The sequence below is a fragment of the Blautia sp. AM23-13AC genome (genome assembly GCF_003435675.1).
In the GTDB taxonomy this organism is placed as follows: Bacteria; Bacillota; Clostridia; order Lachnospirales; family Lachnospiraceae; genus Fusicatenibacter; species Fusicatenibacter saccharivorans.
Window position 1 is genome coordinate 45,006 of record NZ_QTUL01000008.1, and the last position, 26,340, is coordinate 71,345.

At 48.0% G+C, this 26,340-nt stretch carries 21 protein-coding genes and 1 riboswitch; of the genes, 1 reads left to right on the top strand and 20 read right to left on the bottom strand.

Annotation, left to right across the window (positions count from 1 at the left end; translation table 11 throughout):
* Window positions 1-32 precede the first annotated feature (32 nt).
* A complete protein-coding gene (locus DW642_RS10160) occupies window positions 33-3,821 on the bottom strand; it encodes a hypothetical protein (RefSeq protein WP_117510105.1) in 3,789 nt (1,262 codons plus the stop codon).
* A 279-nt stretch (window positions 3,822-4,100) separates the two neighbouring features.
* Window positions 4,101-4,304: riboswitch (cobalamin riboswitch) on the bottom strand.
* 119 nt (window positions 4,305-4,423) lie between these two features.
* On the opposite strand from DW642_RS10160, the gene DW642_RS10165 reads away from it, so the two are divergent.
* On the top strand, window positions 4,424-6,190 hold the full coding sequence (locus tag DW642_RS10165) for a DUF885 domain-containing protein (protein ID WP_158555014.1): 1,767 nt from the start codon (window positions 4,424-4,426) through the stop codon (window positions 6,188-6,190).
* A 90-nt stretch (window positions 6,191-6,280) separates the two neighbouring features.
* On the opposite strand, the gene DW642_RS10170 is transcribed toward DW642_RS10165, so the two are convergent.
* The 19 genes from DW642_RS10170 to DW642_RS10255 form a co-directional block, all read right to left on the bottom strand.
* Window positions 6,281-7,750 (bottom strand): hypothetical protein, encoded by a 1,470-nt coding sequence (locus tag DW642_RS10170; protein ID WP_022461704.1) that lies wholly within the window; start codon window positions 7,748-7,750, stop codon window positions 6,281-6,283.
* A 175-nt stretch (window positions 7,751-7,925) separates the two neighbouring features.
* The gene (locus DW642_RS10175; protein ID WP_117510107.1) at window positions 7,926-8,696 is read right to left on the bottom strand and encodes a TrmH family RNA methyltransferase; all 771 of its coding nucleotides are present in this window, start codon (window positions 8,694-8,696) and stop codon (window positions 7,926-7,928) included.
* 11 nt (window positions 8,697-8,707) lie between these two features.
* The gene (locus DW642_RS10180) at window positions 8,708-9,364 is read right to left on the bottom strand and encodes a potassium channel family protein (protein WP_055228547.1); all 657 of its coding nucleotides are present in this window, start codon (window positions 9,362-9,364) and stop codon (window positions 8,708-8,710) included.
* A gap of 47 nt (window positions 9,365-9,411) precedes the next feature.
* Window positions 9,412-10,797: a TrkH family potassium uptake protein gene (locus DW642_RS10185; protein WP_055228548.1), complete on the bottom strand. Its 1,386-nt coding sequence runs from the start codon at window positions 10,795-10,797 to the stop codon at window positions 9,412-9,414.
* An 8-nt stretch (window positions 10,798-10,805) separates the two neighbouring features.
* Complete coding sequence (locus DW642_RS10190) at window positions 10,806-11,345, bottom strand: hypothetical protein (protein WP_117510108.1); 540 nt, start codon at window positions 11,343-11,345, stop codon at window positions 10,806-10,808.
* Window positions 11,345-11,497: a hypothetical protein gene (locus DW642_RS15870; protein WP_158555015.1), complete on the bottom strand. Its 153-nt coding sequence runs from the start codon at window positions 11,495-11,497 to the stop codon at window positions 11,345-11,347. The genes DW642_RS10190 and DW642_RS15870 overlap by 1 nt, the downstream gene beginning before the upstream one ends.
* A 106-nt stretch (window positions 11,498-11,603) precedes the next feature.
* Window positions 11,604-11,858, bottom strand: coding sequence for a helix-turn-helix domain-containing protein (locus DW642_RS10195; protein WP_117510109.1), 255 nt, complete (start codon window positions 11,856-11,858; stop codon window positions 11,604-11,606).
* Between the two features lie 49 nt (window positions 11,859-11,907).
* Window positions 11,908-13,116 carry an RtcB family protein gene (locus tag DW642_RS10200; RefSeq protein WP_117510110.1) on the bottom strand — a complete coding sequence of 403 codons (1,209 nt, stop codon included), beginning with the start codon at window positions 13,114-13,116 and terminating at the stop codon, window positions 11,908-11,910.
* Between the two features lie 338 nt (window positions 13,117-13,454).
* Window positions 13,455-13,769: a helix-turn-helix domain-containing protein gene (locus DW642_RS10205; RefSeq protein WP_117510111.1), complete on the bottom strand. Its 315-nt coding sequence runs from the start codon at window positions 13,767-13,769 to the stop codon at window positions 13,455-13,457.
* Between the two features lie 338 nt (window positions 13,770-14,107).
* Window positions 14,108-15,472, bottom strand: coding sequence for an MATE family efflux transporter (locus DW642_RS10210; protein WP_117510112.1), 1,365 nt, complete (start codon window positions 15,470-15,472; stop codon window positions 14,108-14,110).
* Between the two features lie 170 nt (window positions 15,473-15,642).
* Window positions 15,643-16,140 carry a flavodoxin family protein BilS gene (gene bilS / locus DW642_RS10215; protein WP_117510113.1) on the bottom strand — a complete coding sequence of 166 codons (498 nt, stop codon included), beginning with the start codon at window positions 16,138-16,140 and terminating at the stop codon, window positions 15,643-15,645.
* Between the two features lie 202 nt (window positions 16,141-16,342).
* On the bottom strand, window positions 16,343-16,765 hold the full coding sequence (locus DW642_RS10220; RefSeq protein ID WP_055228550.1) for a PPC domain-containing DNA-binding protein: 423 nt from the start codon (window positions 16,763-16,765) through the stop codon (window positions 16,343-16,345).
* Between the two features lie 54 nt (window positions 16,766-16,819).
* Window positions 16,820-17,392, bottom strand: coding sequence for a DUF6553 family protein (locus DW642_RS10225; protein WP_055228551.1), 573 nt, complete (start codon window positions 17,390-17,392; stop codon window positions 16,820-16,822).
* A 119-nt stretch (window positions 17,393-17,511) separates the two neighbouring features.
* Window positions 17,512-18,561, bottom strand: a complete 1,050-nt coding sequence (locus tag DW642_RS10230; RefSeq protein WP_305764415.1) for a galactose ABC transporter substrate-binding protein — start codon at window positions 18,559-18,561, stop codon at window positions 17,512-17,514.
* A 13-nt stretch (window positions 18,562-18,574) separates the two neighbouring features.
* Window positions 18,575-19,525, bottom strand: coding sequence for a substrate-binding domain-containing protein (locus tag DW642_RS10235; RefSeq protein WP_117510114.1), 951 nt, complete (start codon window positions 19,523-19,525; stop codon window positions 18,575-18,577).
* Complete coding sequence (locus DW642_RS10240) at window positions 19,522-21,357, bottom strand: cache domain-containing sensor histidine kinase (protein WP_117510115.1); 1,836 nt, start codon at window positions 21,355-21,357, stop codon at window positions 19,522-19,524. The genes DW642_RS10235 and DW642_RS10240 overlap by 4 nt, the downstream gene beginning before the upstream one ends.
* A gap of 23 nt (window positions 21,358-21,380) precedes the next feature.
* On the bottom strand, window positions 21,381-22,979 hold the full coding sequence (locus DW642_RS10245) for a response regulator (protein ID WP_117510116.1): 1,599 nt from the start codon (window positions 22,977-22,979) through the stop codon (window positions 21,381-21,383).
* 172 nt (window positions 22,980-23,151) lie between these two features.
* Window positions 23,152-24,804 carry a galactose/methyl galactoside ABC transporter permease MglC gene (locus DW642_RS10250; protein ID WP_117510117.1) on the bottom strand — a complete coding sequence of 551 codons (1,653 nt, stop codon included), beginning with the start codon at window positions 24,802-24,804 and terminating at the stop codon, window positions 23,152-23,154.
* Between the two features lie 17 nt (window positions 24,805-24,821).
* Window positions 24,822-26,330 carry a sugar ABC transporter ATP-binding protein gene (locus tag DW642_RS10255; RefSeq protein ID WP_055228555.1) on the bottom strand — a complete coding sequence of 503 codons (1,509 nt, stop codon included), beginning with the start codon at window positions 26,328-26,330 and terminating at the stop codon, window positions 24,822-24,824.
* Window positions 26,331-26,340: the final 10 nt, after the last annotated feature.

Here is a 26,340-nt window from a genome sequence, read left to right on the forward strand (position 1 = left end):
CCTTTCTCATTTTTTGCTGCAAATTATTGTACTTATTTATTCTCTTCTGCCTTTACCATCTGCTGGAACAGCTCGTTTGCCTGATCCTCGCATCCGAAGATCACGCCGTAGACTTTCAGCCACTCTGCTTTCGCAAGATCGGTCTTCTCATCTGCGGAACGGTCAACCAGCATCGGAATGGTCAGGGTTGCCAGACGCTCTGCGGTGTCGGACAGACGCTCATTTTCCTCTTTCAGAAGTTCTTCCTGAGTCTTGTCTTCGTCTGCTTTCTCATCCGTTGTCTTATCGTCTTTATCGTCCTTCTGATCCTCAGATTTGGTATCTGCGGTCTCGTCGGCTGCATCAGCATCTTCCTCATCTTTTGCATTTCCCGGAAGGAACTCAGACGGAAGAATTGCAAAGTCGATTTCGTCTTTTACCAGAGCTTTGTAGTCCAGATCATCGAATGCTCCGTCGAAGGAGATTTTTTTGTCTTCCATTGCTTTTGCAATGTTTTCGATCTGGCAGTCTTTCTGCTCCATGCCGACTGCTTTGATGCTCTCTGCTGCGTCTAACTGCTCGTCGAGAAGTTTCAGGGCATCCTCAGATGCTACGTATGTTTTCTCAACCGGAAGCTGGATCACAATCATATCTTTGTCCAGTCCTGCCGGAATCTCAACATCTTTCGGAACGATCAGATATTTGACAACATTGCCTTCGTACAGCTCTTTTGTCTTTTCGGTCAGATCTTTCGCTTTCTCAGTGCTGGTTTTTTTGGAATCGGATGCTGCTGCCGCTTCTTCCTCGTCGGTTGCTGCTGCGGTATTCTCTGCTGCTGCGGTATCGGTATCTTCTGCTTTCTTGTCGTCCTCGGTCCGTTTCTCCGGATCACGCTCGGTATCTTTTGTCATATCGATCTCCAGCAGGGTGATGCCTTCGTCGTAATGATACATCTTGAAGTACTCTGCGTAAGCAAGTTTTGTCTCTGCTTTGTATTCCAGTCCCATGATCTCTGGAGCGGTGGTATCCAGCTTGGAGTTATCGGTGCTGATCGTGGAGGTTGTTCCGTCTGCTTTTACAAATCCTGTGCTGAAAGAAGTGCTGCCGCCCTTCTTTGCTGCTGCCAGGGAGATGAAGATGTTGTAGGAAATCTCATGGGCAACGGACATTCTGGTGGTCATACCGATGATGGTATTGTTCTTGTTCAGCTCAACCGGAATGGTGAAGATGCTGCTTCCGCCGCTGACATTTGCCATGTATTTATTTCCGTTTGCTTTTACATATCCGTAGTACGGACTGCTGAATGCGATCGTTGCATAAGCCTGTCCGTTCGTTACAGTAATCTTGCTGCAGGAGATGGTTACCTTTCCGGATCCGCCGGAGAAGGAGAATCCGTCTGGTGTGTAAACGCCGTCTGCCAGTGTGGTTGCACTGTCTACTTTGGATGTGCCGCCGCTTAAGTCAGACTCATATTTGGATTCCTGCTCCGGTTTGGTATCGGCCGGTTTCTGGGTCGGTGCCGGAGTCGGGGTGCTGGTCGGTTTTACAACCGGTGTCTCAGATGGAGATACGGTTGGGGTCTTGGTCGGAACGATGGTTGGTTTCGGAGTATCGCCCTTGTTGTCATCCGACGGAAGGTCTCCGGTCTTTTTCAGGCTGGAAGATGCAATCGTGATGGCTCTGTCGTACCATTTGCCGCTCTTTACTGCATGAGCTGCTACAGCAAATTCCTGATCAAGTGCCTCTACCGGGATTTCAAACTGCATTCCGGTTTTGGTTTCACCGTCTAAGGTGTAGTCCACTTTTCCGGTGGAAGCGATCCATGCGCCGCTCTCTGCTGCCGCATCTTTTCCGGTTCCCATATACAGATAATCATAGCCGCTTCCGCTTAAGGTGATAACTGCTGTCATTTTTCCGTTTTTCGCGGTCAGTTTTACGCCGACTACCTTGAACATTGCTGCATTAGTTGTTGCCTCTGCACTGTAAATACCATCTGCTACTTTATTGGTCTCATCTGCCGGAAGATCTGCGGTCTTTTTCAGACTGGAAGATGCAATAGTAATGGTTCTTGCATACCATTTATCCCGTTTTGCAGAATGGGAAGAAACAACAAGTGCCTGATCGAGTGCTGCTACCGGAATATCATACTGCATTCCTGTTTTCGTCTCGCCGTCTGCTGTTGTGTAATCAACGGTGCCGACGCCTGCAATCCATGCACTCTTGTCTGTGGCAGCTGCCTCTTCCGGTGTTCCCATGTACAGATAATCGTAGGCAACACCACTTAACGTGATGCGTGCTTTCATGTCGCCGTCTTTTACGGTCAGCTCTACGCCGACTACTTTGAACATAGCTGCGCCGGTCTCCGCGGTTCCGCTGTAGATACCGTTTTCTACTTTCGCCGGTTCCGGAGTTGGAGTTGCGGTTGGAACCGGAGTCTCACTCGGAGTCGGGGTTGCAGTCGGGACCGGAGTCTCGGTCGGCTCCGGTATCGGAGTTACTTCCGGTGTTTTGCTTCCCGGAACTGCAAGATAAAGCTGCTGTTTGGTGTACCAGGTTCCGTCTTTCTTTCCAAGAACGATCGGAACGGTTGTGCCGGCTTTGTCCGCATCTACTTCAAATGTAAAGGAATAACCGCCGTTTGCTTCCTGCATTCCCTGGATAGCCGGTGTTTTTGCAAGGTCATCGTTCTTTCCAAGATACAGTTTATCAAATGATACGTTGTTTGTTTTCAGTGTAAGAACGAGTTTATCGCCCTTGTTGATCATTGTTGCCTCGGAGATGACGAACATTTTGAATACGCTGCCGTCCTCTTTGGTAACCGGTGCTTCTACACTGGCTGGCTTATTCGAGGAATCCTCACCTGGATTTTCGCTTGGAGTCTCGGTTGGTTCCGGTGTTACCGTCGGGATTGCATCGGTGCTGTGGATCGTAACGGTTTTATCAGCCCATGTTTTTTTCTTGGCTGAGCGAACGGCAACATCCATCTGTTTGTCAAGCTCTTCCACCGGAATTTCAAAACGATATCCGGTCTTTTCTGCACCGGTCTTCGTATCCGTATAGGTTTCGCTTCCTGTCGGAGCAATCCAGCTCTTTTCATCTGCTGCGGCAGCTTCTGCTGCTGTTCCCGTATACAGGTAATCATAGCCGGTTCCACTCAGCAGAATGGATGCTTTCAGTTTTCCATCTTTTACGATGAGTCTGGAAGAAATCACACGGAACATGCTTCCGGTTGCTTCTGCAGAAGTCTCATACTCACCATCTGCCGGTTTTGCTGCTTCCGCTGCTTTTGTTTCTTTCTCCTCGGCTGTATTGGATGCCTCATTTTTGGTTGTTTCTTTTACTTCCGTTTTCGGCTGTTCTGCCGCCGGACTGGTATTCTCTTTTACAGCATCTTTGGTTTCTTCTTTTGCCGGTGTTTCTTTTTCAGCATCTTGGGAAGTCTCATCTGCTGCTTCCGGCTCTTTTTCTGTGGTATCGGCAGTCTCTTCACCGTCTTTTGCAGTGTCCTCTGCAGTATCTTCCGAAGCATCCTCATCTGCGGATGGTGTCTCGGTCTCGTCAGATCCTGCCGCTGTCTGATCCTCTGCAGGCGCGGCCGGTGTTTCCGTCGGCTCTTCTGCCGGAGTCTCTGCAGTGCTTTCACTGCTCTCGGTTTCTGCCGGTGTTGTTTCCGGTTCTGCCGTCTCTGCTGTTTCTTCGCTCTGCGGCGCTTCCTCTGCGGCTGCGCTGCTTTCTGTCTGTGCTGCTTTTTCCTGCGTATCTGCTAATACGCTGGCAGTCGGGCTCATGATCATGGACGCCGACAGCAGCAGTGCCAGAAATTTGCTTGAATTTCCTTTCATAACTTCTCCTTTTCTTCGGATCTCCTTCGCGCATCTGCTCCGGATTCCGTCTGACTTTTTCAGGCAGCTGGGCGGTGCCTGTCCCCGTCAATGATGTCTCCCTGCAAGTAATCTTGTTTTTGAGGACACATTTTTTCTGCGAAAAGACAAACAGACATCTGCTTTTTCTGCAAAAGAGTTTCTCCACCGGAGCTCTTTTTCGGACGCATGGCGACAAAAAAGCAGATGTCCGATTTTACTTCGTACATCTTTCCATGAATATATGCTTTCATCGGAAGCGATTCACTAACCTTTCCAGCAGGTTTCCTGACTCGCAGATCTTCACGGCAGCCGCGCCTTCTCATGCGTTTCGCACAATGGCATTTCTGCAGCTAACACTCCCTGCTTACAGTGACCGGATCGCTCAGGATTTCCACCTGATTCTCTTTTACCTTCGCGGATTCTTTTTCAAATCCGTTCTGCACTGAAAAGTCCCTTATTTCATTCGTTACTGATTATAGCAAAGCCGTTTTGGAAAGTCAAATGAAAGGCCACGGAAAAAGCGCATAAAATCAGCATTTTTTACATACTTTATGATAACTGTCCGCACCGGAGCCTATTCTATGAAACCAGCTTCTCTGCACCGCCGCATCCTGTTCCCTCTGCTTCTGTGCGGCGGACTTCTTTTCGCCCTGCTGTTCTGGTATTTTTCCCCGTTCTTTTCCCCTGGTGAGAACCGCCGGTTTTCCGCGTATGTGGAGGAACGGTTCCACTCCGAGGTAACCTCTTCTGCCATCACGCTCCACTATACCCTCGCTGATCCGGCTTCCCGCGGAATTGCCCCCGGCACCGCCTCGTTCGGCACGGTTTCCATCCCTGACCGCACCTCGTATGATGCCCTGCTGCAGAGTGTGGAAACAACGCTCACATCCTTTCATCGCAACCGCCTCTCCGCGGAAAATCAGATCACGCTCGATCTTCTGCTCTACGAGCTGGACTGCGAGAAAATGCCGGGCAGCACCAGCCTTCTTGCGGAACCGCTCGGTCCGTCGCTCGGGATTCAGGCACAGCTTCCCATTCTGCTCGCAGAATACCCGTTCCGCACACAGCAGGATATCGCCGATTACCTCCATCTTCTGCAGGATCTCCCGCGCTATTTCTCCGACCTCATCGCACTCGAGCAGGAAAAATCCCGGCAGGGCGTGTTTCAGAATGACCTTGCGGTCGATGGCATTATCCGCCAGTGCAGTGCTTTTCTCGCCGACGCGGATACACCGGAAATCCATCTGCTCCACACCGTTTTTCAAAATAAACTGCAGGCGTCTTCACTGTTTTCTGAGGCGGAAAGGAATCTCTGTCTGCAGACGCATGAAAAACTCCTTACCTCCTGTGTTTTTCCCGCCTACCGCTCTCTTTCCGATGCGCTTTCTTCACTCCGCGGCAAAGGAACACAGAACGCCGGTGGTCTTTCACGGCAGGAAGGCGGACTTTCCTACTATGCGTATCTTCTCCGCAGCCGCGTCGGTGTTGATGCTTCACCGGAGGAGCTGACCCGCCTTTTAACACAGCAGCTTGCGGACCAGTGTGCCGAAATGCAGATCATTCTCGATCAGAATCCGTCGCTCTCCCTCTCCGAGCAGGCGCTCGTGCTGCCGTTCTCCACGCCGGAGGAAATGCTTGCCGATCTGCAGAATGCCGTTTCTGAAGATTTTCCCGTTCTTTCGGGTATCGCATACGAAGTAAAGACCGTGGATGACTCCCTCAAGGATTTTTTAAGCCCCGCCTTTTATCTCACACCGCCCGCCGATATCAATTCACCCAACTCCATTTACCTGAATCCCGCGGATGAGATGACCGGCATCGAACTGTATTCCACACTTGCCCACGAGGGCTTTCCCGGCCATCTGTACCAGACCGTCTCGTTCTCGCGCTCCGACCCGCTTCTGATCCGCCATCTCTACGCGCCGTCGGGTTATGTGGAAGGATGGGCAACCTACGTTGAATCATATGCCTGCCGCTACGCCGCACGTAATCTCGATGCAAACACGCAGGCACTCTGCCGTCTCTGGTATCTGAACCGCTCGGTGCATCTTACCCTCTGCTCGCTGCTGGATCTCGGAATCCACAGCCAGGGATGGCTCCTCTCGGATGCGTCAGCCTTTCTGGCGCAGTTCGGCATCACGGATGCGTCGGCCGCTGCCTCTTTATATCAGTATATTCTCGAGACACCGGCGAACTATCTGAAATACTGTGTCGGATCGCTCTCGTTTTCGCAGCTCCTCTCGGAAGTGCGGGAACAGGAAGGTGACTCATTCTCATTGATCGGTTTCCATGAAAAACTGCTCCGTCTCGGGCCTCTGCCGTTTCCGCTCGTAGAAAAATATCTGTAAACGGTTCGCCCTGCTGAAAAAAAGATCCCACAGACTTTCTTCTATAAATAATAGAAAGTTCTGTGAGATCTTTTTCATTTTCAAAATTCTTTAACCTAAATTGTAAAGAGATGGATCTGTCGGCCGCTGCGGATCAATAACAGAGGCAGAATCAAACAGATCGCTTGTTCTGTCCTCGCCGCCTCCGTAGAGGTTCTGGTACAGACGGTATCCATCCAGGTTTCTTCGTCCCATACGCAGGTAATTGTCTCTTACCTGAACAAAATACTGGGAGGAATCTACGTTGCAGTAGATGTTGAAGCCCTGGCTCTTTAAGTAAGCAAACTTCTCATTGTCCATCGTGTAATCGTGCCAGTCGGAAAGATCCTGTCCATGTGCAAAGATGATGATATCGCTTCCGCCGATGAGCGGTGCAACATACGTCAGCCATTTCTCGGTATCCGCCTGGATCGTCTCGATCGGTTTGTCGCCGACACGGATATGGCCCCAGGTATGGCTTGCGAATGTCCAGCCGTCTGCTTTGATCGCATCGGCTACTTTTTTCGCCTCCTCGCACTCTTTATCCCAGTCGAAATCCGGGTGTGCATCAAGCCATGCTACCTGATCATCCGTCAGATCTTCTCTCGTCTTGTAATCACCGTCGGTGCGGTATCCGAGGATTCCATCGTAGCCGGTCAGTGCTACGGTTCCGCGCGCATTGTGGTATACGGCATCCGGATGCGCTTCGATAAACTGATCCATCAGCGGGATACAGTCGTAAGCACCGGTCACAACAGTTCCGTCATCCTGAATATATTCGCAGGTCGGTTTTCCGTCGTCGCCGACTACCATCTTACTGGCAATACCGCGTCCGTCGTAAGAGTGGTAATAGGAAAGGTCATCCAGAGAAAGAACGAATGCTTTCTTGCCCTCCGGCAGGTAAATGTCCCCTTCCTCGTAATGAACGGTTCCGTCATCATCTACGGTCTTTTTCACGAGATCGTTGATCGAAACCATGACATATCCTCTGTCGTACATCTGCTGGGTAATCGCGTTGAACTCATCCACGGTGGTCATCCACTGGCAGAAGCCTGCGGTCTGTGCGTTGTCCTGATAGAACGCTTTCTGCGGATCGACTACAAGAGAATGATAGAAAATGTGGGTTACTTCGTTGACGTTGACGCGCACACAGGCATCTCTCGTGCTGGTGTACTCTGCTACTTTTGTGATGATATCCGCGTCGGTCGCTGCGCCCTCTACGCTCTGGAGCTTTTCAATGGCTCCATCGTAATCGTATGTCTGCGCAAGTGCATCGGCTTCCGCCATAATCTGTGCTTTCGTTGTCGGCGCTTCAGCACTTCCCGTGCTGTCCGACGATACGGAACCGTCCACCTCTGCTGTTTTCTGATCCTCTTTTTCCTGTGCTTTCTGCTGGATTTTTTCTGTTCCTCCGGCCAAAGCCCATATTCCAATGCCGAAGATGACAAGCAGAACACATAGAATTCCTGTTTTGATCATCAGCGCACGCTTCCGCTTTCTTCTTCGGAGCTCCTTTTTACTGATGTTTTTTTTCTCACTCATTTTTCCTTCCTCCCAAAACAGCTTTTGCTTTTCTGGCAAATATTACAGTTTTACCGGACTGACAGAAATTCAGCCCGGACTCTGCTCTTTCTATTTTAGCTCAAAATACCGGTTCTGTCGAGTAGGTTTCCGGCAGGTTAAGAGAAATGTAAGAAAACCGGTAACGCTCTTTCTTTTATGCGCGCTGGCCGTGTGCCTCATACATGAGAACGGCGGATGCAATCGCTGCGTTTAACGACTCCACTTTTCCTTCCATCGGAATACGGATCAGGCACTCGGCGGCCTCTGCCATTGCATCAGTCAGGCCGTTTCCCTCATTTCCGATCAGGAATGCCGTTCCTTTTGTGTAATCCTCCTCGCGGTAGGAATGCACGCCGTGCAGATGTGCCGCGTACGTACAGATCTTCCGCGCTTTTAAGCCTTTTACAAATTCGACCGCATCGTCGACGATCAGAAACGGCATACGGTAGATCGAGCCCATCGTCGAGCGGATCGTTTTCGGATTGAAGATATCCGCGGTACCGCGGCTCATGATGATGCCGGTGACTCCTGCGCCCTCTGCGGTGCGGATGATTGTTCCGACATTTCCAGGGTCCTGCAGATCCTCAAGTACCATCAGAAGCGGTGTCTTTCCGTTGTCCATCACCTCCTCTTCGGTGTAATGCGGCATGCGGATCACACTTAAAACACCCTGCGGCGTCTTCGTGTCGCACATGGACTGGAACACGCGGTCGTCCACTACTTCGTATTCTGTCCCGTCGGACGGCATTTCATGCATTTTGCTGCCGCTCTCAGACACATATACTTTTTTCAGCCATTCCCGCGGCGCTTCCTGGAACATTTTCCAGCCCTCCGCCACGAAAACGTCCTGCTCCCGGCGTTCTTTTGCTTTTTTGTTCAGCGCAATAATGTTTTTTACCTGTGCATTGCTGCTGCTTGTAATCATGAATGGTCCCCTCATTTCCTGTTTTTCATCAATTTGGCAAGTTCTTTGTTTTCGCCGATCAGAATCAGCACTTCCTCTGCGCGGAGCAGCGTCTTCGGATTGACCGTGACACGGATGTCTTCCCCGTCCTTGACGGCGATTACGTTGATACTGTATTTCTTCCGCAGATCCAGCTCCTCGAGGTTATGCCCCGTCCACTCTTCCGGCACGGGAAGCTCTACCATGGAGAACGAATCCGACAGCATGAAGAAGTCCTGGAAGCCACCGGAAATCAGGCTTTTTCCGAGGCGGATGCCCGTCTCACTCTCCGCCATCACGACGCGGTCCGCGCCGACTTTTTTCAAAATATTGGCATGCATCTGGCTCATGCCCTTTGCGATGACGAGCGGCACGCCCGCCTCTTTTGCCTGCAGGGTGGCGAGGATGCTCGACTCCATATTTTCAGAGATGCCGACGATCACGACATCCATGTTGCTGATGCCAAGCGATGCAAAAACACGGCTGTCGGTGATGTCCGCGCGCGCCGCATAGGTAACAAGATCGGCAATTTCCTGTACCGGCTCAGCGTCTTTATCAACGGCAAGCACTTCTTTTCCTGCCTGCGCAAGTGTCGTTGCTACAGAAAAACCAAACTTTCCAAGTCCAATGACTGCATACTGTTTACTCATTTCTTTTCCTCGTTTTCTGAAATCTGTCCTGTTTTTTATTTTCCCAACTATCCAATCAGAATCCGCTGCTCCGGTCTCTGAATATCGACATCTTTTCTTCCTGTTCTGCGGCGCAGTGCGACAGCCAGCGTCACCGGCCCGATTCTTCCCATAAACATAACCAGAATAACAATCACCTTTCCCATAAAAGGAAGCGTCGGCGTCAGGGAACGGGTGAGGCCCACCGTTGCAACCGCAGAAATAATTTCATACGTACAATCCAGCAGCGGGCTTCCGGTTACGGAAATCAGCAGCACGGTGGCAGTAAAGACTGTCGTCAGTACAAAAAAGAAAATGACGACAGCGGTACGGATATTTTCTTCCATCACTTTCCGCCCCCAGGCCACCGTATCTGAGTCTCCGCGAATATAGGAGGCAACCAGCACAACCAGAATGGCAACCGTTGTCGTCTTAACACCACCTGCCGTTCCCATCGGGGAGCCACCGATGAACATGAGAACCATACTTACCATTGCAGAGCTGTCCGAGAAATCAGCCTGCGGGATCGTCTCAAAACCTGCCGTTCTTGTCGTCACGGACTGAAAAAAAGCCGCCATGACCTTCTGCGCCGGTTTCAGGCTGCCAAGTGATGGCGCGTGATTCCAGTCCAGTGCAAGAATCAGCAGTGCTCCACCGAACACCAGAATCATGGTTGTCGTTAAAACCAGTTTCGTATGAAGCGTGAATCCTCGCACAAAATTTTTACGGGGCCGTTTTCCCTTCACAAGCTCCTGCACCCGCTCCATAACTTCCCACCAGACGGGAAAACCAAGACCGCTCAAAAGAATCAGTCCCATCGTCGTAAAGTTTATCAGCGGGTTCGTTACAAACGGAGCAAAAGAGGCTTCGCCAACGAGATCGATTCCCGCATTACAGAAAGCGGAAACGGCGTGAAAAATACTGTAGCCGATTCCCTTCCAGAAGCCATACTCCGGCACAAACCAGAAGCTATACAGAACCGCCCCCGCAATCTCTACGGTTGCTGTTCCAATCAGAAGCCGGCGCACGATGCCCACACTGCCCTTTAAAACCGGCAGATTATAGGTATCCTGAATTAATTTCCGGCTCTGCAGACTGATTTTCCGGCGCAGGATCAGAAACACCATCGTCAGGCACGCCATGATGCCAAGACCTCCGAACTGAATCAACCCGAGGATCACAATTTTTCCAAAGGTACTCCATGTCGTCGCCGTCGGAACGGTGACAAGGCCCGTCACGCAGACAGATGTCGTTGCGGTAAACAGGGCGTCGAGCCAGTAAACGCTTTTTCCGTCCGCCGCAGAAACCGGCAGGCAAAGAAGAATCGTTCCCAGCAGGATTACCGCCGCAAATCCCAGCATCATAATCCGCTCCGCCGGTGTGTGCCATTTATTTTTGCTTTGTTTTTCGGCCATCGCTCCTCCTATTCTGCCGCTTCATTTTCTGCTTCACTGCTGTAGTAGAGCTTTCCGGTCTCACTGTCCGTCACGGTAATATCCGCAAAATATTCCCCGCAGGAACCCTCACACTGGTAATAGACGTCAAACGAAACCGTCATGTCATCTTCTCCTTCCAGGTATTCCGCGTGAACCTGATTTTTCGCGGCCCCCGTCGTTCTGCTCCACACTTTATCATCCGCAAGAAGCTCCTTTTTGATCTTCACAGGAAATTCACTGGATGCAATTTCGTGCTGATTGGACTCGTTTTTGATCCGGTAATAGAGATTCATGTACAGCCCGTCATCTTCCTCATGGAAAAACCAGCCATAGATATCATCCTCCGCAACAATCGTCGGCTGGATCAGCTCAGCGTTTGTTTTGGTCGTGAATGCATTCATCTCATGCGTAAACTCATTCTGCATCCGGCGATGCTTCATCAGCCAGCTGCCTTCCTTCACACCGGCCGCAGCCACGACAAGAACGACAGCGCCGATGCAAAGGCCAATGATTTTCTTTTTTGTCATTATTTAATTTCCCCTTTTCTTTTTGAAATACAAAAATAAGATACCCCTAAGAACATACTTATGAGTATCTTATCAGTTTGCACATATAAAGTCAACGGAGCCAACCCGATCCAGCCTGCTGTTTCTGCCTCACCGAGTGCTTCTGCTACCATAAGCCGGCTGCTGCGGCTTGTAGAAAAGCTACGGAATCTGTGCTTTTTATTCTACATGAAATTGAGGGAAGATTGTGTTAAAGTTGCGTAAAATACGTTCTCAGGTTTATGCACTCGCAAGCACAAGCTCTCTTGTCTCCACAATCACGATCTCATCGATCGACACATTCAATACCGCTGCCAGCACGACCAGGTTGTCGATTGCCGGCATGGCGGTGCCGTGCTGCCACTTGTAGATTGCCTGCGGGGTGGTGAAACCGAAAATTTCCTGCAGGTCACGGACGGTAAGGCCTGCCTGCTGCCGCAGTCTTGTAATGTTTCTTCCTGTTGCTTCCATATCAATTGACGGAATTGCCATCATTTTTTTCTTCCTCCTTCTTGCGGAGGAATTTTACTGGTTTCCTCCGCCTCTATTCTGATGCTTTGAAATTGTAGACGGGACGCAGCACCTCCACGACATCGACCGATGCACGGACTATATCGAGAATGTCATCCAGCGATTTGTACGCCATCGGCGCCTCGTCCAGGGTATGTTCGTTGACAGAAGTCGTATAGATTCCCTCCATGCTCTTCCGGTATTCCTCCAGTGCCAGGGTTTCCTTCGCTTTTTTGCGCGACATCAGCCGTCCGGCTCCGTGCGGGGCAGAATCGTTCCACTCCGGATTTCCTTTTCCGACGGCGAGAATACTGCCGTCGCGCATATTGATCGGAATCAGCACTCGTTCTCCTTTGTGCGCTGCGATTGCGCCTTTTCGGAGTATCATCTCGTTTGTGTCGATATAGTTATGAATCGTGTGGAACGCATCGGTGCCGGTAAGGCCGGTTCGTTCCAGCAGGATTTCCGCCATTTTTTCCCGGTTCCGGCGTGCAAACTGCTGGCAGATCTCCACGTCGTGCAGATAGGCTTCCAGATATTTTCCGGTCAGATAGCAGAGATCCTCCGGCATCTGCGCTTCGTCCGGTTTCCACTGCAGCTGTTTTAACGCCTCCTGGATTTCCTTTCTGCGGCCCTGCTCTTTGTAGGTGCGTATGAGCTCCTCGCGTTTTTCCAGGTACTCGTCATAACCGCGGTCCAGCCGCACTGCCAGATTCTGGTAATACTCTGCCACCTGTTTTCCGAGATTCCGCGAGCCGGAATGGATGACGAGATATTTTGTGCCGTCGGCGGCTTCATCGATCTCGATAAAATGGTTGCCGCCGCCTAAGGTTCCAAGCGACCGCTCCAGGCGTTTTGTGTCTTTTAATTCCCGGCTGCAGGCAAGTGTCATCAGGTCAAAACGTTCCTGTCTCCCCTCCCAGACATTCATGCCGGACGGGATAACATGTGCCGCCTCGTCGATTTTTGCAAAATCAAGTTCGGCTCTTCCAAGATTTACGGTGTACATGCCGCACCCGATGTCCACGCCGACGACGTTCGGCACTGCCTTGTCGCGGATGGTCATCGTTGTTCCGATCGTACATCCTTTTCCCGCATGCACATCCGGCATGATGCGGATCCGCGAGCCTTCCGTCATCGGATAATCGCACATGCGGCGGATCTGCTCGATGGCTTCCTCCTCTACGACCCTGGCATAGCAGATGGCTGTATTTACTTTTCCTTTGATTTCGATCTGATCCATTCCGGGTTTCTCCCTTCTCAATTTGTTCTGATATAAAAATTTAATAGAAAAAGCCACCTATCCCATGTGTTCAACATAAGATAAGCGGCTCCTCTTCGTTCGTATCCAGTTGTCTGATGCGGTCGTCTAATTTGATCCTCCCGTATCATATTCCACAGAATCCGTTCTGTCGCTTTTCTCAATTGAACATATCAAAACAAAGCCACGCTGTTTGACGACAAACGTTGCTTCTGGGGTATGTTCTAAATTGCGGTAGCCAAAACGTATTCCTGCTGACATCTGTTTTTCCTTTCCAAAACCTTTTTAACCGGTTCTTTTTCTGCTTTTTCTTCACTGTATCACAAAATAACGATTTTGTCATTATACCAGCGGTTTAATCTTTCTCGGATTTCTCTGTATTTGCTTCGGAAACGAGGAATATCCCCGTCAATGACGAGGATATCTTCGATGCTTATGTTTAATAATCTGCTTAAAATGAGAAAGTTGTCCAGACTTGGCAGGCACTTGCCGGAAATCCATTTATAGACCGCCTGTGGATTTTCAAAACCCATGGCATTCTGAATGTCTCTCACGGTGTATCCGCTTTCACGAAGAAGGGATTTGATGCGGCTGCCAGTTTCCTTCTGCTGGATTGACAAATAAATTGGTTCCATCCTGCACCTCCATATGTTTAAGCCATCCCGAAACACAGTTTTATCTTATCATCCGGTACTGGAAAAATCCAGTTTTTTCTTCCTGTTTCTACACAACCCGAATGATCTGTTCATACAAAAGGATTTTCTTTTCATCTACATTCCGATTGTCATGTGCTGCAAGATTGTTCCGTCCCTCTTCCATCTCTTCTTCGGATGCAAGCTCCTCTTTCCACCAGCTCAGGTGATTGATCCGGTACGGCTTCCAGCCGCGGTCAAAAATCTCATCTCAACGACTCTCTTGCATATGCGCTTTCCTTTTTACCGCAAGAAGATGTCTAGAGCGTGTGGCGAACTTCCTATTTCTTTTCTTCTATCAAATGATGATTCAGCCATTTTCCTGATTTGAACCGGATGGTAAAGAGAATGGACCGCAGGCTCCAGTCTGCCGCCATACCGATCCAGACCGCAATCGGGCCGAATCCCCATACGCGGCACAGGTAAATACAGAGACTCACACGGCACAGCCACATCGTACAGCAGGACGTGATCATGGAGAATTTTACATCTCCCGCGGCCCGCATGCCGTATCCCGGGACAAACGCCATGACCCAGCAGAGCGGCTTTACAATCGTGATAAAGATCATCATCTGCATGCAGAGCTTTGCACTCTCTGCCTCCATACCGCCGATCATCGTAATCGGTTTTGTCAGCACAAATACCAGCAGACAGCTTGCAACGATAACCATTTCTGACAGCCAGCACAGTTTTTTAATATAGTAGATTGCTTCATCCTTCCGGCCCGCGCCGAGACACTGACCGACTACCGTCATCAGTCCGATGCCGACACCAATCGCAGCGACACCGTTCAGGTTCTCAAGGATGTTCGTCATCGCCTGCGCGGCAATGGCAACCGTGCCAAGTGTGGACACAGTGGACTGAATCGCCAGCTTTCCAAACTGGAACATACTGTTCTCGATTCCCGATGGAATACCGATGAACAGTATTTTTTTGATCAAACCAAAGTCCGGCCGAATGGAAAGATACTGCTTCACAAAAATCGGTTTGCTTTCATCCCGAAGCTTCCACAGTACGACAACCGCACAGAAAATACGCGAAATTAAAGTCGAAATCGCGGCTCCTTCGACACCCATGTGGAAGCCGAAAATAAGAATGGCATTTCCGCCGATGTTCATAAAGTTGGAAATCACCGAAATCACCATCGGACTGCGGCTGTTGTTCTGCGCCCGCAGAATGGATGCGCCCGCATCGTAAAGACCGATAAACGGGAATGACAGCAGCGTAAACAGGAAATATACCTGTGAATTTTTCATAACATCCGCTTCCACTGCCCCGAAAATAACACGCAGCAGCGGAACACGGAAAATCAGACAGCCCGCGGATAATGCGACGGACAAAACTGCCATAACAAAAAGCACCTGTTGTGCCGAACGGATTGCTCCATCCCGTTTTTCGCTTCCAATATACTGCGAACAGAGAATCGCTCCTCCTGCCGCCAGCGCAGAAAGCGCCTGAATGACTAAGATATTAATGGAATCCACCAGCGAGACTGCCGAAATTGCGGCAGACCCGACATTGCTGACCATCATCGTGTCGACAGTTCCCATCAGGGAAGAAAGCAATTGTTCAATGATGATTGGAATTAAAAGCTTGCGAAGATCCGTGTTACTGTATAAATGAGTTTGTTTTGTTGTAGTTTTCATTGTTTTTGTTTCTGCATGACCTCATCTGCCGGATATGCTTTGCCAGCCCTGCCTTTTCCACACCTTTCTTTTTTCTCTCCATTCTATTCCATTTGACGATCCATTGCAATTATTTCGCGAATCTTGCTCTTATCTGATTATTTTTATCAAGCACAACATACTTTTCTATCTCATAATGACTTTTTCAGTCTTTCCAAATCTTCGCTGTCCGGGTGTGACAAAGCACGGTCAAAATTCTTAATCAGCAGATCAAGATTGGCCGGATGTTCCGGGTTTTCTTTCATTTTCACATACCGTTCACGCACAGACTGCGGCATCTTTCCCTGGCACATATACTCACCGATGACCGTATTGCTTGCATCGATCGACTGTTTGACTTGTCCGAGAATCTTTTCAAAATAGGCATCACTTCCGCCAAATCCAGCTGTTCCAAACAGGAAAATCTTTTTATTTTTTAATTTCGACAACAATTCTAATGTCTTTTGGTCTGCATTCCCTTTGTCCGTCCAAAATCCGATATAGCATACGTCGGATTGCGGTACCTGCGAATCGTTTGTGCCAAAATAATCGCATTTGTCCTTTGGCAACGTTTCATAGATTGCATCAGCCAGCTTCTTTGTATTACCCGTTAAGCTGCAAAACAGGATCGAATAATGTTCTTTTATCATAGCCCATACACCTCCAGTTCAGGTATTTATGTGGAAAATCCACTTTTTTGCAAATTGTATTATCTCTTCAGATCACATCTCGATTTCGCTTACGCTGCATCCCGATGTTGCTTCTCACTATTTCCTCTCAGGCTTTTAAGTCAAGCGGATATTCGCAATCCGCTTCGCTACTTGCTCATAACCGAATAGCTGCTTTGCAGCTTCAGTTAAACTTAAAAATATTAAGTCCTGTTTCCTCATCATGAACTCTGTCCACTCTTCCGTCAATTACCGTGATGACCAGCTCACAGGTTGCACTGACAATCGCTCTGTTCAGATGTCCTCCAAACACCTCGCCCTTCTGATTTCCGGCACTCATATGAAGATGTGCATAGTATTCTCCATCCATTGTATTGATTGTACCTGTCAGTGATGTAATTTCATAATACCCCTGGAAGCTGTTTGAATAATATTTCTTTTCGTCTGTCTTGTATACTCCGACTGTGAAATCATTGATCGCTCCAAGAGCCTGGACACTGGCAAGCTTTATATTCTCCTTTATGGCAATTACCCTCAGCTGCTCCAATATTTCCTCGTCTTTGTCAATCCTTGCTACTATAACATTGTCAAATTTTCTGTATTCCATTTTATTCTCCTTTCTCTTTCCGCCTGCCACTTTTCAGACATTACTGCAATAAATTCAATATTTATTCAGAAAATGCTCCCTGTTCGGATACTCCTGCCGATATGCCCGGAGGGCGGCTTCCCGGAGCAGGGTGAATTCTTTTTCCATGTGAAGCAGGCGTGGTGCCTTGAACGCGATCACACTGATCTGTTCGGCGATTTTTTTCGCGATTCCTTCTTCGGACAATTGTCCCATGCCGAATACCAGAGAGGTAAATCCTCTGCCTCCTCTGCTGACCTGAATAAATTTCAGGAATACATTGTACAGTTCATCTGCAAGAATTTTCTGGTATCCCTCATCTGACTGCATGGCTTCCGCCAGACACAACGTAGAGAGAATCCGGGCTCCCATCTTTCTTCTGTCGCCTCCCGGATCCAGAGAGGTTCCTTCCGCCAGATACTTCAGTTCCATCAGGCATTTGACAAATTCATCCTTCTGGAGCCTGCGTTGTCCGTATCGGGCCGTCCAGAGCCGAGCCCGGTATTCTTCTTCCCAGGCTTCCTCCTCTCCGATATATTCTTTTAAGATCTGCTGCCGTTTTGCCGGATCTGTCTCCTGATAAAAATCTTTGGTCCATGTATGTTCCATCTGTTTTTCCTCATTCTGTCAGTCGGATATTCGCAATCCGCTTCGCTGCTTGCTTGATTGGTTTAAAATAAAGACACGTCTTTACTTACTCTTTCTGCCTGCAAACGCAGTCTTCCTGCTTACATTTCGGAGTGGGAAATCGTCTCTTCTGCGTTCAGGTACTCATCGATGTTGCTGCCGTCTACCTTCTGATATTCTGAAAAATAATACCGGCCTTCTTTCAGGCTTTCCTGGTCAAATTCCTCTCCCTCGAACAGCTCCACTGCCATTTTCGCCATTTTCTTTGCCTGATCCACTCTGTCATTTAGGATGCTGCCCTGCATCTCTCCTGCTTTTACGGCTTCCAGAGCCTCTTCCAGGCCATCAATTCCGAAGATCACCGGCCATTCTTCACGGACATAGCCTGCTTTCCGATAGGCCTCCACAGCCCCAAGTGCCATCTCATCGTTGTTGGACATAACAAGTTCAATCTTTTTTCCGTACTGGCTGATCAGACGGTTCATGCGGTTTTCCGCCTGTCCCCGGTTCCAGTCCGCTAACTGATAGCTTAGCTTTTCCAGTATAACATCTTTTTTCATCAGTGTCTTTACGGAATATTCCGTTCTGCTGATGGCATCCTGATGACCCGCTTCTCCTTCCAGAAGCACATATTGGATCTTTCCGTCCTTGTTTTTATCGACTTCCGGATGGCTGTTGATGTATTCTGCTGCGATCTCACCCTGCATGATCCCGGACTGTTCTGCATCACAGCCCACATAATACAGCTTTTCCCACTGCATCAGGTCTTCTCTTACCGGTTCCCTGTTAAAGAAGATCACAGGAATGTCTTCATTCCTTGCCATTCGGATGATCCGGGACGGAGCTGTCCGGTCCACAAGATTGATACAGAGCACATCACAGCCGGCATCAATCATCTCTTCCACCTTTTCGTTCTGTTCCTGCTGATCGTCGTTTCCGCTTTTTGTCGATACGATAATCCTTCGTTCTTTGTTTTCCATGGCTTTCAGCTGCGCCTTCAGTTCATCCGTCAGTCCATTGATAAAAGGATCATCCTGCGTGTAGGTTATCACTCCGACCCGCAGGGTTTTCTCTGTCTGGTCCGACTTGCCGGAACACCCCGACAGCACAAGCACCGCACTCCCTATCGTGGCAGATAATAATACTGCCACCCTTCTTTTCTTTTTATTCATAGGAATATAAAAACCTTTCTAAATCTTCGTCCATAGAGAAATTTTCCTTGCCAAGTACCTGATATTCGGTTATATATCCTTGCATTTTATAAGACCTGTGCTCGATCCTTTTGGTTATTTCTTCCACACTTTTATAGCCGATTTCATATCCGTCCGGCACAGCCAGCCCCTGAATGTTTCCGTTATCCAGAAGTGCAATCGTCTTCAGACTGTAACCCACTCCATAGAGCTCCGCGCCCTCGTATGTTCCATTTTCTGCCTGCTCTCCAAACTCTTCCAATATTCCTTCATCCAGGATGACAAGAGCATCCGCCTCTGTTTCCTTCTTCATCCGCTCCACAATGTCCTGTTCTTTTCTCCGGTAAATACACCAGCTGATCTTGCTTTCGCTGCCTTCCAGCGCCTCGTTCAATCCACAAATCTCCGCCTGTACAGCCTCGGACATTTTCCAGTCGGCGATAATTCCGATCTTCTGCTTTTTTGTTCTCAGCCGTTCTCCCAGCCATCTTCCGATCTCCCGGTAATCCGGCTGGATCGTGGGACTGGCAGTTTTCCCTTCTTTTACCGCCAGACCATCTGCAATCAGCAGATACGGTTTATTTCCACACTCTTTTTTCAGCATATTTTCCGTCTCATGACCGGGTGCCGGATATATGATAAAGCCATCAATATCGTTGTCCTTCTGTTCCCTGATAAATTCTCTTTCCGCCTCCGGCCCGTCGATCTCTTCCGTATTGCAGATGATCATATGAACGTTGTTCTCTGCCGCAGCCTGCTTCATTCCCTTGATCAGGGCATCCCAGCGTTTGTCACCGGACTCCGGAAGAATCACCGCAATCCGGGGCTCTGCTACGTTCTGATCGAAAATTTTCCATACAAAGAATACTGCCAGCAGCAGCAAAAGAAACTCAATTATAAGAAATTTCATTCTGTTCTTTTTCATCTGCCCGGTCTCCTTTGTATGTATTTTTGTAATTCCAATGCTTCTGCGTTTTCCGGTGTATATGGGATTGCCGGAATACGGATCGTAACCCTTGTTCCTTCGTCCGGTTCGCTTTCTATGGAAAGTCCGTATTCTTCGCCAAACATCAGCCGGATTCTGGAATGCACATTGATCACACCCACGCCGGAACCGTGCTTCGGAACCTTGCTGTTATCCGTCAGAATATTTTCCAGGACTTCTTCCCGCATGCCCATCCCATTGTCTTCGATGGTGATCAGAATGTCCTCGTCTTTCTTTTTTCCGCTGACGATGATCATGCCGCCATCATCCTCATCCATATTGCCAACGCCATAATAGATGGCATTTTCCAGGATGGGCTGGATCACCAGCTTTACGATGCAGCAGTTTTCGATCTCTTCCTCGATTCGGAATTCTGTTTTAAACCGCTCTTTGTACCGGGCCAGCTGGATATTCATATAGCTTCTGCTGTGCTGCAGCTCATCCTTAATGGGAATGATGGTCTTACCCCGTGACAGACTGACACGAAGTAATTTTGCCAGTTCGGAAATCATACGAACCGCTGCTTCATTTTCCTGGGCTTCCACCATCCATGTGATGGACTCCAGTGTATTATACAGAAAATGGGGGTTGATCTGGCTTTGCAGGGCATCCAGTTCACTTTTTCTTCGTTCATTTTGCTGCCGGATGATCTCGTCCATCAGTTTTTCGATCTGTTCATAGGACTTCTGCACAGAATGTCCCAGATGGCGGATCTCCGAGGAGCCGCCGATATAGATATCCGGTTTTCCTCCTGCCTCATGGGCCTTGACGGAAGCATCCAGCTCCCGGATCGGTTTGGATATCTTCCGGGATACCAGCTGATTTCCCTCCAAAAGCATGACCAGAAGAACCAGAATCGTGGCAAATACATAGTAACGGAAGTTCTTGTAGTTTGCCGCCTGCACGCTCTCTGGCACAACACCGATCATCTTCCAGCCTGTATAGGCTACGCTGCCGACGATCACGGTCTCGTTCTGACCGCCGGAACGGATCTCGTAGGTTCCGTCCTCGTATTTTGCCGCGTCCAGACTGTTTTCTTCAAATAATCCGCGGTTTAATTCCGTTCCCCGGGGATGGTAGATCATTTCTCCGTCCTGACTGGTCAGATAATAGTAGATTCCGCCGGAACAGTCATTGATCTGCTTCATCACGTCCCTGATCACAGAATATTTCATATCCAGTAAAAGAATACCGGTTTCCGGTGTCTCTCCCTTGTTGACATCTACATACCTGCTCAGGGAAACGACCCATTGGTACCGATAAGAGCCGTCCTCAAACAGCTCCTGGATATGCGGTGTGGAAAAGTGTATATTTTCAATGGCATCTTCCGCATTTTTATACCATTCCTGCGTCTGCACCTTCACATTTTTCTTTTCTGCCGCCACCGGCTCCGATGCAATCAGATTTCCTTTGGGGTCATACAAAGCCAGGCTCTGAATCTTATCGGAGTTGGTCTCATAGAGCAGACTGAACTGCTCCGAGAATTCCCGGCTGGATATATCAAACTGCTGGACCACGTTGTAGTTTGCCCCGTTTATAATCTGCCGGATATCCAGCAGGTCTGCATTTAACCGGTCCACGGTAGCCTCTACAGTAGCTTCCGTGTTGTCCACTGCTGTTTTTTCCAATGCCAGCTTGAATCGATGGTAAAGCAGCAATCCCATTACAATGATCGTAACCAGTGAAATCGCCATAAGGACAGACAGGATAATCGACTGTATGTTAAATACGATGTTCTTCCGGGAATCCGGCTTTCTTTTTCTATCTTTCATGTATTTTCCCTTTCACCTGTTCCCTATTTTCCGGAAGCTCTGTATTTGGAAGGGGAAACACCGAATTTCTTTTTGAATACATAGCTGAAGTAGTTCGCATCCTGATATCCCACTTTTTCTGCGATCTTATAGCTTTTTTCATCGGTGTTCAACACCATTTCTTCTGCCCTGTCCATTCGGTAATCCGTAAGATAGGAGACGAAGGACTGACCGGTTTCCTTTTTAAAGATGGACGAAAAGTAAGAATTGGACACACCAAGATCTGCGCACACATCATCCAGCGAGAGCGCCGGTTCCATATATCTGTCTTTTACGATGTTCTGTGCATCGGTGATGATCCGTCTGGAGGTACTGTTTCTGGTACTTCTCAGTTTTTCGCTGATCGCCATAGACATATTGATGATCCAGTTTGTCATAGAGCTTTCATCCAGCTGAGTCACTCTTTCGTAAAGATTCTGTACATTTCCGGAAATTTCATTGAAATCCATGGAATTATTGGCACAGAATTTGAAAAATCCGCTGACAATCTCCATGGTAGCCAGATTGTACTGGCTGATGGTGGCTGCATTCTTATGGAGCTTTTCTGTCTCCTTGATGGCTTCTTTCCGGATCTTCTCCTGATCACCTACATGGATGGCACGAAACAGCTCCTGCATCCTTGTCTCTTCTAAGGGAACCGCCTTTTTTGACTCTTTGGGAACGATCTCCGCGATATTGATGGCTCTTTTCGTTCCGTACAGGACACGGTAGGATACCGCCTCTCTGGCTCCCTCGTAGGAAATACTGATATCGTACAGACTGTTGCAGACGGTTCCGATCCCTGCGGTAACCGCCGCCCCCATAATTCTCCATGCCCAGCGGCAGAACCGGTCACACTTGTCCGTCAATTGAGCTATCTCATCTTCTGAATGGAGTTCCATAATCAGAATGGTATTACCCATATAGATGAACTCCTGGCAATTACAGTTCTCCATCAGCCGCTGTTTGATCTCCCGCTCCACGGACATGGATAACAATAAGGGATTCATGCCATCCGGCACATCATTTTCCGATGTATGAAAAATCATGCAGCAAAACAAAGGTCCCTTCATATCCACCCGATAGTCCAAAAGGAATCGTTCATAATCCTCTTCTCTGACCCTTCCCTCGATCAGGGAAATAAAGAAATTGGACTGCAGCTTTGGTAATACCTCCTGGAAATAGTCTTCCAGTTTTTTTACATTTAACTTTTCTTCCCGTTCCCTGTCCAGTGTGGTTTTCAGCTTCATCAGGCTTTCTGACAGTTCGATGGCGCTGATGGGTTTCAGCATATATTCCTTGATCTCCAGATGGACGGCCTCTTTCGCATATTCAAATTCGTCAAAACCGGTGCAAAGCATAATGTAAATATTGGGATAGTCCTGGTTCAGTTTTCTTGCCAGCTCCAGTCCATCCATGTAAGGCATTTTAATGTCCGTCAGTACCACATCCGGCTGAAGTTTTTCCACCAGCTCCAAAGCCTTCACGCCGTTGGTGGCACTTCCCACTACGTCAAATCCCAGATCATTCCAATGGATCTTTTTTTTCATAACATCGATGACCTCTACTTCATCATCGACAAGAATCACTTTATATTGTTCCATTCTTATCCCCCTGTTTTCCGGAGTACGTTGTTGTTCCTTCATTATAGCAGAAGATTGCTCTCTGCTGAATGAATAGTTACAAAAATTTTTGCCAGAACAGAATAAAAGACCGCCCTAGTCATCCATCGGACGACCGGGCTGTCTTATATTCTATCTGTTTATGAATCTTTCATTATTTTTTCTGTACATATTTCAGACAGTCAAGTGTTACAGCTGCCAGAATAATGATACCTTCGAAGATGAACTGAAGGTTGGTATCAATACCCAGAATCGTCAGGGCATATGTCAGGGAGGTAAAGATCAGTACACCGGTTACAACTCCGGAGATCTTACCGATACCACCGGTAAAGGATACACCACCAACTACGCAGGCTGCGATGGCATCCATATCCCATCCCTGTCCGTAAGCTGCACTACCGGAACCAACCATACGGTTACATTCCAGCCAGGAACCGAAGCCATACAGGATACCTGCCAGCATAAATGCTCCCATTGTTACTTTAAATACAGAGATACCGGATACTGCTGCCGCTTCCGGGTTTCCACCTACCGCATACAGGTTTTTGCCAAAAGTTGTTTTGTTCCAGATAAACCATACAATGGCAACTGCTGCAACAGCCCACAGAATGATGGTCGGGAATTTTCCGATCTGCGGAATGAAAGTATTCGGGATGGCAGAATCAATCGCACCGAAGGATACACCCTTGGTCGCATAGGTAACCAGACCGAAGATGATCAGCATGTTCGCCATGGTAGAGATAAACGGATGCATTTTGAATCTCGCCATGAAGAATCCGGCAATCATGGCAAATGCTGTCGTAAGGATTACACACATTAACAGTGCAAACAGTGCTTTCGCTGTAGCAGGCATAGCTGAGAAGTCAAATACATGTCCGAATACAGCACCTGTATTGATTCCGTTATGCATGATGATGGTTGCTGTAACCATACCCATACCAACCATACGTCCCACGGAAAGGTCGGTACCTGTTAACAGGATCAGACCGGCAACACCAAGTGCAAGGAACATACGCGGGGATGCCTGCTGTAAGATATTCAGGATGTTGGTAACAGTCAGCAGCTGTGTATTTTTAACGATCGGTGTGATGATACACAGTGCGATGAAGATCAGAATGATTACGATATACAGACCGTTTTTGTACAGGAACTGAGATAAATCGAAGGTATATCTGTAATTTTCCAATTTCTGTATTCTCTGCTGCGGGAATGTAAATTTGGAAGCCCGCAACAGGTCGATCAGGTGATATTTATGCATGAATGCTTCATGTCTTCTGTCCTTGATCTCCTGAAGCTTCGATTCGTGAGCCATCTGTGCATCAAACAATTTATTTTTGAGCACATATTTCTCAGCCTTAATCTCTTCTGCATCCTTCAGAGAAGCAACCTTTTTCTGATGCTCGCTCTTTAGATCTGCTTTGACCTTCTCATATCTGCTGTTTTCTTCTGCTTTTGCAGCTTTGCAGCTTTTGTTTACTACGTCGTAATAATCCTTTTTGTAATGCGCGGCCAGATAGCTTTCTGCCTCTGCGATCAGCTTTTTGATTTCTTCTTTGTTGTCTGCTTCTACTTTTTTTGCATTTTCCAGCTCTTTTTTGCTGTTTTCAATGATCTTATCTCTCTGTGTTGCGGATAAGTTCTTGTTTTCTTTTGCGATCGCGATCTGTTTTTTCAGATCGCTCACTTTGTCAAAGCCGTCTGCACGTAATGCATCGATTTTTTTCTGGATTTCTTCCACATATTCATCGATCGGCTTCAAAAGCTTTGCTTCTTCTTCCGACGAAATAATAACGCTGTTTTCTGCCATTTCCAATTTTCCTCCTGTTACAGGTATTTAGCACTGAGTCTCAATAATTCTTCCTGGTTTGTTTCTTTGGTATTTACGATTCCGGCCAGACGTCCGTTAGACATAACACCGATTCGGTTGGTAATACCAAGAATCTCCGGCATTTCGGAAGAAACAACGATGATTGTTTTTCCCTGTTTCGCCATATTGATAATCAGTTCATAGATTTCATATTTTGCTCCAACATCGATTCCTCGTGTCGGGTCATCCATCATGAATACGCTCGGTGAACGTTCCAGCCATTTACCAAAGATAACCTTCTGCTGATTACCACCGGAAAGGTTGGCGATCATATCATCCGGTCCCATACATTTTGTATGCATGATCTTGATTTCTTCAGCCGTTGCACGCACCATCTTGTCATGCGATAATGCGACTCCGCTCTTATAATGCTTCATGTTTGCAATGGTAGTATTGAATGTAATATCGCCCTTCAGGAACAGACCATTGGCTTTTCTTTCCTCTGTAATCAGAGCAAATCCGTGATCCATAGCATCTTTCGGGGAGGAGAAGTTCAGTACTTTTCCATCATATACGATATTTCCTTCTGCTTTTGTACGAATTCCGAAGATTGTCTCCAGAAGTTCCGTACGACCGGCACCAACCAGACCATAGAATCCGAAAATTTCTCCTTTTTTGATATCAAAAGAGATGTTCTGCAGTTTCGGTGCATATTTTGTTGATATATTCTGTACGGAGAGAATGGTTTCTCCCGGTGTGTTGTCCACAGGCGGAAATCTGTTGTCCAGAGAACGTCCAACCATAGCGGCGATCAGTTCGTTCATATCCGTTTCTTTACTTGGCTTGGTCATGACCAGGCTTCCGTCTCGCAGTACGGATATTTCATCACAGATTTCAAATATTTCATCCATTTTATGTGAAATGTAGATCAGAGCAATTCCCTGCGCCTTCAGCTGACGCATCATCTTAAAGAGTTTTTCAACCTCTGGTGCAGTCAGGGATGATGTAGGTTCATCCAGTACAATGACTTTGGAATGATAGGAAATCGCTTTTGCGATCTCACACATCTGTCTCTGAGATACAGACATTTTCTTCATTGGCTGCGTCAGATCAACTGTAATTCCCAGTTTTCTGAACAGGTCTGATGTTTCTTTTTTCATTCTTCCTTCGTCGATCACTCCAACGGAATTCTTTGGGTATCTTCCAAGGAACATGTTATCTACAACACTTCTTTCAAGACACTGGTTCAACTCCTGGTGTACCATTGCCACTCCGTTTTCCAGTGCATCCTTCGGACCGGAGAAATTCACTTCTTTTCCGTCCAATACGATGGTTCCTTCATCTTTCTGATAGGTTCCAAAGAGGCATTTCATCATTGTCGATTTTCCGGCACCGTTTTCACCCATCAGTCCCATAATGGTTCCAGGTTTGACATTCATGCTGATATGTTTCAGAACCTTATTTCTACCGAACGATTTGCTCATGCCGTTAATCGATAAGATATATTTATTCTTATCATCTGTCATAGCTGCGCTT